The sequence below is a fragment of the Belnapia mucosa genome (genome assembly GCF_016775475.1).
GTDB classification, from domain to species: domain Bacteria; phylum Pseudomonadota; class Alphaproteobacteria; order Acetobacterales; family Acetobacteraceae; genus Belnapia; species Belnapia mucosa.
The window spans coordinates 1-10,289 of record NZ_JAEUXJ010000047.1; the positions used below are offsets into that span (position 1 = coordinate 1).

The 10,289-nt window shown below is 63.4% G+C and carries 11 protein-coding genes; 9 read left to right on the forward strand and 2 right to left on the reverse strand.

Annotated features, from left to right (window positions below):
- Positions 1–592: 592 nt before the first annotated feature.
- The 5 genes from JMJ55_RS29825 to JMJ55_RS29845 all read left to right on the forward strand — a co-directional run bounded on the left by JMJ55_RS29825 (position 593) and on the right by JMJ55_RS29845 (position 5,375).
- Positions 593–1,927: an extracellular solute-binding protein gene (locus JMJ55_RS29825; protein WP_202829244.1), complete on the forward strand. Its 1,335-nt coding sequence runs from the start codon at positions 593–595 to the stop codon at positions 1,925–1,927.
- On the forward strand, positions 1,927–2,841 hold the full coding sequence (locus JMJ55_RS29830; protein ID WP_202829245.1) for a carbohydrate ABC transporter permease: 915 nt from the start codon (positions 1,927–1,929) through the stop codon (positions 2,839–2,841). The genes JMJ55_RS29825 and JMJ55_RS29830 overlap by 1 nt, the downstream gene beginning before the upstream one ends.
- Positions 2,838–3,665, forward strand: coding sequence for a carbohydrate ABC transporter permease (locus JMJ55_RS29835; RefSeq protein ID WP_202829246.1), 828 nt, complete (start codon positions 2,838–2,840; stop codon positions 3,663–3,665). The genes JMJ55_RS29830 and JMJ55_RS29835 overlap by 4 nt, the downstream gene beginning before the upstream one ends.
- A gap of 718 nt (positions 3,666–4,383) precedes the next feature.
- Positions 4,384–4,833, forward strand: a complete 450-nt coding sequence (locus JMJ55_RS29840; RefSeq protein ID WP_202829247.1) for a hypothetical protein — start codon at positions 4,384–4,386, stop codon at positions 4,831–4,833.
- Between the two features lie 404 nt (positions 4,834–5,237).
- Complete coding sequence (locus JMJ55_RS29845) at positions 5,238–5,375, forward strand: type I restriction-modification system subunit M N-terminal domain-containing protein (protein WP_202829248.1); 138 nt, start codon at positions 5,238–5,240, stop codon at positions 5,373–5,375.
- Between the two features lie 136 nt (positions 5,376–5,511).
- Here JMJ55_RS29845 and istB read toward each other — a convergent pair whose 3' ends face one another.
- The gene (istB, locus tag JMJ55_RS29850) at positions 5,512–6,366 is read right to left on the reverse strand and encodes an IS21-like element helper ATPase IstB (protein WP_202829249.1); all 855 of its coding nucleotides are present in this window, start codon (positions 6,364–6,366) and stop codon (positions 5,512–5,514) included.
- Positions 6,363–7,625, reverse strand: a complete 1,263-nt coding sequence (gene istA, locus JMJ55_RS29855; RefSeq protein WP_202829250.1) for an IS21 family transposase — start codon at positions 7,623–7,625, stop codon at positions 6,363–6,365. The genes istB and istA overlap by 4 nt, the downstream gene beginning before the upstream one ends.
- A 36-nt stretch (positions 7,626–7,661) precedes the next feature.
- Between istA and JMJ55_RS29860 the strand changes: the two genes are divergently transcribed.
- The 4 genes from JMJ55_RS29860 (at position 7,662) to JMJ55_RS31855 (ending at position 10,256) form a co-directional block, all read left to right on the forward strand.
- Positions 7,662–8,114 carry a hypothetical protein gene (locus tag JMJ55_RS29860; RefSeq protein WP_202829251.1) on the forward strand — a complete coding sequence of 151 codons (453 nt, stop codon included), beginning with the start codon at positions 7,662–7,664 and terminating at the stop codon, positions 8,112–8,114.
- Positions 8,089–9,272, forward strand: a protein-coding gene (locus JMJ55_RS29865) for an IS3 family transposase (protein WP_202829252.1) whose coding sequence is annotated in 2 segments (ribosomal slippage) — positions 8,089–8,353 and positions 8,353–9,272 — 1,185 coding nt in all. Because the reading frame shifts where the segments join, the coding sequence is not laid out codon by codon here. Before JMJ55_RS29860 ends, JMJ55_RS29865 begins: the two co-directional genes overlap by 26 nt.
- A 49-nt stretch (positions 9,273–9,321) precedes the next feature.
- Positions 9,322–9,747: a terminase TerL endonuclease subunit gene (locus JMJ55_RS31850; RefSeq protein ID WP_328702802.1), complete on the forward strand. Its 426-nt coding sequence runs from the start codon at positions 9,322–9,324 to the stop codon at positions 9,745–9,747.
- Positions 9,741–10,256 carry a terminase TerL endonuclease subunit gene (locus JMJ55_RS31855; protein WP_202829253.1) on the forward strand — a complete coding sequence of 172 codons (516 nt, stop codon included), beginning with the start codon at positions 9,741–9,743 and terminating at the stop codon, positions 10,254–10,256. Before JMJ55_RS31850 ends, JMJ55_RS31855 begins: the two co-directional genes overlap by 7 nt.
- Positions 10,257–10,289 lie beyond the last annotated feature (33 nt).

Genomic DNA, 10,289 nt, shown 5'->3' on the forward strand with positions numbered 1-10,289 from the left:
CGTTCCACGGCGAGTGGAACTACACCATCTCACCCCACCAACAGTCACCATGAAGTGCTTATTTCGCTTCAATCCCTAATCCGGGGTCGCGGCCAACCAACCGCTGCACCAGATGCATGCCACGGCGCTGGTCGCCATACTGGATGCGTAAGGCTGACCTTTGATGTCGTAGCGACCACGGCGCAGGCAGCAGCGGCACACGAGCCGCGCGCGATCGGCCATTTGCCATCTAGCGGTCGGGCGCTGGACAGCCCCCGAGACATCGCACGCGAGGCCACATCGCCTGCAAGACCTCCGCCGGGGTTAGGCGGGGATGAGGACCCGGCCCGATCCATGCATGGCTACACCCCGGCGGAGATCTAAACCCTGAGGAAGGCTGGAGCTTTAGGCCGACAGAGGGTGTGTAGGCCGATGCGGCGCAGCTGCCGCATGTCGCCCTTGCCTAAATCGGCGCCGTCAGCTTCGATTATTAGACGACACCTTGGCTTTGCCGGACGTCTCTATGCTCTTGCCGTCAGCGACCGTTTTAGCTGAGGATCGGCTCTCGGGTAGTGCGGGAGCAACCCGCCGCCCCTTCCTCGGGAGGAAGACCATGGTCCGGATCACGCGCCGCGCCGCTTTCCAAGCAGGAGCCGCACTGTTGGCTGCGCCTCCGTTCATCGATCGGGCGAATGCCCAAAGCGCCTTCGACTGGCGTCGCTTTCGCGGCGAGCGGATTGAGGTAAGCGTTCAGCTCTCCCCCCGCGGTACCATGCTGCAACAGAACAATAAGGAATTCGAGGAACTCACCGGGATCCGCTGTGGCCTTGAGGTTGTGCCCGAACAGCAGCACCGACAGAAGATCATCGTCGAGTACGCCTCTGGGCGCCCATCCTTTGACGTGACCGAGATTAGTCTGCACGTCAATAAGCGGCAGGTGGGGAAGGCCCGGTGGAACACCGATATCCGTGCCTTACTGGCGGATCCGACGTTGACGGCGCCGGATTTCGACTTCGCGGACTACGGCGAGGGCATGGTGACATACGCAACACAGTCGGACGGGCGGCTGGACAGTTGCCCTGCTGGCGCCGACTACTTCATTCTATACTACAATAAGGAATTACTCGCCGGCAAAAACATCGCTGTGCCGACCGCCTGGGACGAGATGTACGAGGCATCGAAGCGCCTTGCCGACCCAACAAAGCAGGTTTATGGCCATGTCGGGCGAGGCGTAAAGAACGCCAATGTCGTGTTGTGGTCGAGCTACCTGCTGGGAACCGGCCAGCGCGACATGATTGATGCCAACCGGCAGCTCATTACTGATACCCCAGATGCTATCTGGGCCGGCGAAACCTACAAGAAATTCCTGCGCGACGTGTCGCCACCGGGCTCGATCGGCTTCAACTGGAATGAGTGCCAGACCACCTTCATGCAGGGTCGGGCGGCCATGTGGGTGGACGGGATCGGCTTCGCGGCGCCGCTTGAGGATCGCACCCGATCGCGCATCGCGGGCAAGGTTGGCTATGCGGTGGTGCCACGCGGGCCGGGGCCGCAACACCACTGCGCGCTGTTTGGAGCGGGTTACGCCATCCCTGAAGCATCACGAAAAAAAGGGCCCGCTTGGCTCTACATCCAATGGGCGCTGGGCAAGGCCAACCAGCTCAAGTGGCTGGTCAGCGGCGCTGGCGTGCCGGCCCGCAGCAGCCCCTTCAGGAATGAGGAAGCCATAAGCCGAAGCCACTTCCCGCGAGAATTCTTCCAGACGCTGGAGGCGAGTGCCAAAATCGCCCGTGCCGGCTTGCCTGAGATTGTTCCTGTGACGCAGTTCCGCGATGTAATCGGCAGCGCACTAACCAACAGCATCAGTGGCGCTGATGTTGCAACCGAGTTGAAAAAGGCGACGGCCGAGTTCCGGCCCATTCTGGAACAGAGCGAGCGCGAGACCTGATGTCCCAAGCTACGGCTGCATCTGTTGCCGGCCGGGCTGCGGCCAAGCGGCGCCGTAACTATGCGCGGCGTTATGTCTGGTTCGTGGTGCCTGCTGCGGTAGTCATCATCGCCGTCATCCTGTTCCCCTGGATTTTCACCATTTATGTCTCGGCCTTCGACTGGAGGCTGGGAGGGGAGCGGCGTTGGGTTGGCTTCGCCAATTACGAGCAGCTGTTCACCGATGCACGGTTCGGGTGGGCAGTTCTCCGCACGATTTTCTATACGTCATTGGCGGTGGTACTACCAATGTTGTTAGGCCTAGCAGCCGCACTTAGCTTTAACAGAAAATTTCCTCTACGTGGGCTGGCTCGTACCATCTTCATTCTGCCAATGATGGCAACGCCGGTGGCGGTGGCACTCGTCTGGACGATGATGTTCCATCCGCAACTCGGTGTGCTGAATTGGCTCCTCGTGCAGTTCGGCCTTCCACCTAGCCTTTGGGTCTATAGTGCTGACACCGTTATCCCGACCCTGGTGCTGGTCGAAGTGTGGCATTGGACGCCGCTGGTCATGCTGCTGATCCTTGGCGGTCTCGCCAGCCTGCCTATCGACCCGTACGAGGCGGCAAAGATCGACGGTGCCAGTCCATGGCAGGCATTCCGTTATATCACGCTTCCTTTGCTGGCTCCCTTCATTGTAGTAGCTTTGATTATCCGTACGATCGACGCCCTCAAAGCGTTCGATACCATCTACGTCATCACGCAAGGCGGCCCAGGGCAAGCTAGCGAAACCATAAACATTTTCCTCTATTTGCAAGCCTTCGCTTTCTACAATGTGGGATACGCCAGTGCGGTGGTAATGGTGTTCTTCATCCTTATCATGGCCCTCGCGGCCCTGCTGTTGTGGACGCGGGAGCGGGTGCGGATGACATGAGAAAGCTCCGGCGCCTCGCCGAGAACATCGGCTTTGGTCTTGCGGTCTTCGTGCTGATCGCTCCGGCGATATTGGTTTTTCTCTGGATGCTATCGCTGTCACTAAAAAACGAGCTTGATAATACGGCTTGGCCACCGGTGTTTATACCGAACCCGCCAACGCTGAATAATTACCGTGACGTTTTCGCCCGCAACGATTTCGTGCTATATGCTTGGAATAGCATCATTGTTTCCTTTGGCGCTACTCTCCTGGCGCTCGTAATCGGTGTGCCAGCTGGTTATGGTATTGCAAAGATGCGGGCGATGCGCGCGGCGGCATTGATCCTGATAGCGAGGATCACTCCGGGCCTCTCCTACCTAATTCCATTGTTTCTGCTGTTCCAGTGGCTGGAAATGACGGGAACCCTGTGGCCAATCGTAATCACGCATCTGGTCATCACCGTCCCGATCGTGGTCTGGGTTATGATCTCTTTCTTTGAAGGGCTGCCAACGGAGTTGGAGGAAGCCGCACTGGTCGATGGCGCGACGATCTGGCAGGCTTTCCGTCACGTAGCACTGCCACTGGCCCGCCCGGGCATCACAGTCGCGACCATTCTTGCCTTTATTTTTTCCTGGAATAACTTTGTCTTTGCCATGGTGCTCGCTGGGCGAGAAACACGAACCTTGCCTGTGGCCGTCAATAACATGCTGACGTTCGAGCAGATTTCCTGGGGCCCTCTTTCCGCAGCCGCGTTGCTGGTTACATTGCCGGTGCTGCTGCTGACACTGTTGGCCCAAAAACAGATTGTCGCTGGACTGACCGCAGGCGGGGTAAAAGGCGTATAAAAGGTTGTTTTTGAAAGCCACCGGTGGCGAGCTGGGGGCTGAAAAGGCGGCGGGGGTGGAGCATTCTGGGCGGCTTTCCTGGAGAGAGCCGCCATGTGGACACCCGAGACCCGCGCCTTAGTTGGAGACTGCGGGTCCGGTCAGGCCCTGAGCGACGAGCCGTACCGCCTTCTCGAACCGCTGATTTCAGCTGCGAGACCCGGAGGCTATCCGCAGACGGCAGACATGCGGCGTCTGCTCAGTGACCTTCAGCGCACGACCGGGGGCCGTCGTCGGCTACCTTCAACCTGTGGCTCTTGCCCCGCATCCACCGCTGAATTTCCGGTGCCCAGAGACTTTCATTCCCCGGTTCCTACCGCTGCTCCAATCGCCTCCCACACAACCCGTCTCTCCCATGCAGACCACCGCGCTGAGGCGCAGGTTTGGCCTGGGTTTTCGCGGCAACCTTGGTGGTGCGGCGGCGGAACGGAGGCGGGTTTTCTCTCCGAAATGCCGGAGACTCTCCGGACCTTGAGGGTAGGGCGATTTAACCCTCAAGCTTTATCGCGTTGGAAAAGCAGGATCTTTAGGCCGAGAGCTGGCCCTTCTTTCAGCGTGTCTATCGCTTGCCGGTCGAAGCTACTGATGAGATTGGCATCCCCACCCTCAAGCTCTTGCCCGTTGCGGAGCCCCGATAGACCATCCGCGTCCACCCTGATTGGAGGCGGTCGTTCTTCCCATGCCGCACGACATCGCCGGACTGATCGCCTGGGCCAAGCGCGAGGAGTGGCGCGGCGCGCTGGCCGAGTTGCTGGACCGCCATAGCGCCCAGGCTTGTGCTGCAGCGGGTATCGAAATGGAGGACATCGCGGACGTTCTCGGCGACGATGCCGCTACAGTCCTCTGGGGTGCCGCTTTCGAGGATCTGGTTGCCACCGACCTCCCCGGCGGCCGCAATGTCGCGGACGACTACCTTCGCCGACGCGGTTGGAAGGAAGGCCCCTCCACACGCGACTACATCACCGGCTTGCGGCGCTCGGTCATCAGCCTTTACGAGGTGAGCGGGCTCGTGCCGGGCGAGTCGATGCAGCTGCGCGACTTGGTCCGCGGCGGAGATCCGGTGCGCGTCTCGGAGAATCGGTCCCGACCCCCGATTCGCTTAATTTTCAGAGTTTCTCTCCGCATTTGAGGGCTGGATGATTTAGCCAACAAGGTCTATCCCTTAATTTCGTTATGATTTGGGATGAAAGTCTTGTTCTAACGCCACGCCTGTTGCTCGGACGGTCAATGCTTGGAGGAACCCCCGAGTCTCACCCGCGGCATCCGCTCGTCACGGTCGACGCGTTGCCGTAGCGCAACCTCCCTAGCTTGCAAAATGACGCTCTCAGGTGTTCTCGGAACTTGGCTGCTTATACTGGCAGTTCTTGGCAATGAGTGGCTTTACACTCGCAGCCGAAATGCCAAGTTTTGGTTGAATTTGACGCTACCTCATCCTACTGGTGGCTGAATTGTGCTGATGCTGAACTGGCGATCGATCTGTCGCGACGATAGGCTACTACCCTCGCTAGACGACAAGAAAGCAATCACCCGAACATGTTTGAACAGACATTCAAGGCCATCGACGACGTCCTTTGGAAGGAGGCCGGCTGCACGACGGAGCTGGATTACACCGAACAGACCTCCTGGATGCTCTTCCTTAAGTACCTCGACGACCTCGAGGAATGGGCGTGAGATGGAAGCCGAGCTGCTCGGCAAGCCCTATGCTCGCATCATCGATGCCGACCACGCTTGGTCCCGCTGGGCCTGTCAATGCTGAGGTGGGTTTCCTCAAAAGCGCTGGCTGAAAATTCCCCAGTTCGGCTGGTGGCTAGGTCGCGGCGGTGAGGTCGGCTGTTCGGAGCTTGGGTGGCCTGCCGCGCCGGCGTGGTGGCTCGGACGGGGCTATCGGTCGGGCTGAGCTGGTGTCGGGTAGCAGATCGGCATGGCGACGGAGGCGGTAGCTGGCGCCCTCGATGCGGACGACGATGGCGTGGTGGAGGAGTCGGTCGAGCAGGGCGGTGGCGACGACGGTGTCGCCGAACACCTCGCCCCATTCGGCAAAGCCGCGGTTGGAGGTGAGGATCATGGCGCCGCGCTCGTAGCGGGCATTGACCAGTTGAAAGAACAGGTTCCCGCCGCCGGCGACGACGGGCAGATAGCCGATCTCGTCGACGACGAGCAGCTGTGGTCGACAGAGGAACCGGATCCGCTCACGCAGGGTGCCCTCACGCTCGGCCTTGGCCAGCGAGCCGATGAGCTCGGCGAGGGTGGTGAAGTAGACGCTGCGGCCGGCCTGGACGGCCTCGACGGCCAGGGCGATGGCGAGGTGGGTCTTGCCGCAGCCGGGCTGGCCAAGGAAGTGGACGACCTCGTGGCGGCTGATGAAGTCGAGCCCGGCGAGGGTCAGGATGCGGTTGCGGTCGAGCGAGGGCTGGAACGCAAAGTCGAACCCGGCGAGCGTCTTGATCGTGAGCAGCCGGCCCATCTTGAGGGCGGCCTTGACCCTGCGGCCCTCGCGCAGGCTGAGCTCCTCGTCGAGCAGGCTGTCGATCGCCTCGAGGGCGGAGATCTCGCCGCGCTCGAGCTGGCGCAGCAGGTGCTCGAGGACCTCCAAGGCCCGCGGCATGCGGAGGCCGACCAGGTGGCGACGGATGCGGTCGAGGGTGGCCGGGGCGGCGGTCATCGCGCCGGCTCCGCGGCGGCGAGCCTGCGGCCGACGGCCTCGTAGATGGCCAGCGACCGGGGCGTCACGCCGGTGGGCGGTCCTGGCGGCGCTGTGGCGCCATGCCGAGGCGTGGCGCTGTTGGCAGGCGGCGGCAGGCTGCGATGGCCCTCGGCGATGCGGCGCCGTCCACGGCCCTCGAGCACGGGGTGGACGGCAATGAGCCGGCCATCCTCCAGGATCCGGACCTCGGCGGCGGTGACCTGAACCTCGACCGGACGCCGGCGTGTGCCGTCGGGGACGGAGTAGAGATTGCCGCCGACCGAGACCATGCCCTCGTGGGAGATGCGCCGCTCGAGGCGGAGGACGGCGTTGAACGGCCCGGCTGGCAGCGGCTTGAGCACTGGCCGCTCCTCGGCGAAGTGCTCGATGACGATGCGCCCGGTGGTGCCGTGCAGGCGGCGGTTGGCGACCTGGTCGAGCCACTGGGCGAACTGAGCGTTCAGGTCCCCGAGGTTGCGGAAGGCCCTGGCCAGGAAGAAGTCCTCGCGGACATAGCGGAACGGCCTCTCGACCTTGCCCTTGGTCTTGGCGCGATAGGGCCGGCAGGCCTTGGGCAGGTAGCCGTAATGACCTGCCAGGGCGAGGAGCTTGTCGTTGTAGACGATGCCGCGCTCGTCGACCTCGCCAAGCACCGCGGTGCGCATCCGGTCATACAGGATCTGCTCGGGCACGCCGCCGAGCGCCTCGAAGGCAGCGACGTGGCAGCGCAGCACGGTGGCAAGGTCCTGCTGGGCGACGAAGCGGGCCCACATCATGCGGCTGTGGCCGAGCACCAGGGAGAACAGCCAGACAATGCGCTCGGCGCCGGGCTCGTCCTCGAAGTGGACCTTGAAGTGGGCGAAGTCGACCTGCGCCTGGCGTCCCGGCGGAGTCTCGAAGCGTCGCTCAAAGGCGGGAACGGCAGGCGGTCGGACGCTGCGCAGGAAGTCGGTCACAGTGGAGTAGCCGCCGGCAAAGCCGAGGTCGCGGACCTCGCGCCACAGGCGTCGGCCGGTCAGGTCAGGGAAGCGGCCAACGCGCTCGCGCAGGAAGGCCTCGAAGGGCGCCAGCGGCGACGGAGCTGGCGGCCGCGGCTTGTAGGTTGGCGGCTCCAGGCCGCGCGCGATGTAGGTGCGGATGGTCTTGCGGTCGTGGCCGGTGCGGCGAGCGATGGCCGACACGGTCAGGCCCTGCCGGGCGAGGTCCAGGATCATGACGAGCTCCCCAAGGGTGACCACCGGCTGCTCCCATGATGCCGGGCGGCATCCTGGGGCATGGCCGGCGCCGCCCGGGCCCGGGGGCTCGCCCCCAGGCCCGGGCAGTGGCGCTGGACTGGGGAATTTTCAGCCAGCACTTCTGGGGAGCATTCACCCAGCCGCTACAGGGCCGCACCGAAAACCGCGACCGGCAGCTTCGATCATGACAACGCGCTGACCGGCGACGACCTGATTGAATTCGTCGACCGCAAGCTGTTCCCGTATCTGCAGGGCTTTCGCCAGCGCGCCACCAGCCCGAACACGATCGAGTACAAGATCGGCGAGATTTTCAGCGAGATAAAAAACCGCTTTCGCTCCGGCTATTCGCTGCGCGACGCGCTGGAACGGATCGACACCCTCCGCTTCCGCTCCCAGGCCGAGAAGCACGAGCTGTCCCACCTCTGGTCCGTCCTGAGGTCTGGGTTTGGACCGGAGGAGGACCGAGATGGCGAGCAAGAAGCACCGGCCTGAGGAGGCGGTGGCCAAGCTGCGGCAGGTGGATGTCCTGGTTTCGCAGGGGCAGTCTGTGGCGGAGGCGATCAGGGCGATCGGGGTGACGGAGGTTACGTATTATCGCTGGCGACGGGAGTTCGGCGGGCTGAAGTCGGACCAGGTGAAGCGGCTGAAGGAGCTGGAGGCGGAGAACGCTCGGCTGCGGAAGGCGATCGCGGACCTGACGCTCGACAAGCAGATCCTGGCGGAGGCCGCTCGGGGAAACTACTGAGCCCTGCGCGCCGGCGCGCCTGTGTCGAGCACATCGTGCAGACGATGGGGGTCTCCGAGCGCCGCACCTGTGCGGCGCTCGGCCAGCACCGCTCGACGCAGCGCCGGGTGCCGCGGGGCCATGACGACGAAGAGCGGCTCACGGCTGATATCACCGAGCTGGCGCGGCAGTATGGCCGCTACGGCTATCGCAAGGTCACAGCCTTGCTGCGGGATGCCGGCTGGCTGGTGAACGCCAAGCGGGTCGAGCGGATCTGGCGGCGCGAGGGGCTGAAGGTGCCGCCACGGCAGCCAAAGCGCGGCCGGCTCTGGTTGGCCGACGGCTCCTGTATCCGGCTGCGCCCGGAGCGGCCGAACCATGTCTGGAGCTACGACTTCGTCGAGGACCGCACCCATGACGGGCGCAAGTTCAGGATGCTCAACGTCCTCGACGAGTTCACCCACGAGTGTCTGGCCATCCGGGTAGGGCGCAAGCTCAGGGCGGCGGACGTCATCGACGTGCTGTCCGACCTGTTCATCCTGCGCGGCGTGCCCGCGCATATTCGTTCTGATAACGGCCCCGAGTTCGTGGCCAAGACGGTGCAGAGCTGGATCGCGGCGGTCGGTGCCAAAACGGCCTACATCGCCCCGGGCAGCCCGTGGGAGAATGGCTATGTGGAGAGCTTCAACGCGCGCCTGCGTGACGAGCTGCTGGACGGCGAGATCTTCTACAGCCTGCGCGAAGCCGAGGTGGTCATCGAAAGCTGGCGCCGACACTACAACACCGTGCGGCCACATGGCGCATTAGGGTACCGGCCACCAGCACCCGAGGTGGTGCTGCCAACTCTCGTGGCCTGGCCCGCGGCACTGCGCCGGTCGGAGCCGCCGACCATGCAAACCGTGGCGCCCAGGCCAACGCTGAACTAACATTCACTCCGGACCACCTAATGGGGGCCGATCACCGACCTGGAGGACAATCCCTAGGACGAGGCGACCTGGGTGGGCCAACCCGAGCTGGGGCCAAGCAGTCCAATCCGATGCCATCTGGGCCATCATGCGGCAGGCCCGAAACAACCTGGCGCAGGAGACGGCCGCCCGGACGCGGCACCTGAACATCTGGTCCGGCGCGGATGAGGCGCTGTTCTCGATGCGCGCCTGGCAGGCCTGCCGTAGCCCCAACCTGCGGCTGGAGGACTTCGAGGGGCAGGAGTGCCATCTCGGCCTTGACCTCGCCAGCCGCACGGACCTAGCGGCCTTGGACTTGGTCTTTCCTCAGACCTGCCGCGACACGGGCAAGACGACCTATGCCGCCTTTGCCCGCTGCTACCTGAACGAGGTGCGGTCCTGGAGGCGCGGAATGCTGCCTATCCCGGCTGGGCCGCGACGGAGCATCTCGTGCTGACACCGGGCAACGAGACCGACTTCCAGGCCATCGAAGACGACATCCTGCAACTCAGCCGGCGCTTTCGCATCGTCAGCGTGGGCTATGACCCCTGGCAGTCCACGCAACTGGCGCAGCGGCTACGGGCGCAGGAGGTCGAGATGGTCGAGTTCCGCTCGACCACGGCGAACTTCTCACCAGCCATCATCGAGCTTGACGCCGCCATGCGCTCGGGCCGCCTCCAGCATGACGGCAACCCGGTGCTCGAGTGGTGCATCGGCAATGTCGTCGGCAAGCCCGACCGGCGCGGCAACCTCTACCCGACCAAGGCGCGGCCGGAGCAGAAGATCGATGCCGCTGTGGCGCTCATTATGGCGATTGGGCGCTCGATGACCGAGCCGGAGCAGTTCACCAGCATTTTTGAGAGGGCGGAGCTGTGGTCGGCGAAGGCGGTGCTTGGAGGCTTTGGTGTAAGCGCTGCGGTTAAGTGTCCATCCGGGAACAGACCGAGTCATTTGAATCGCTTGTGATTGGCTCCCGGCGGCGGGCGCAGGAAGAAAGGC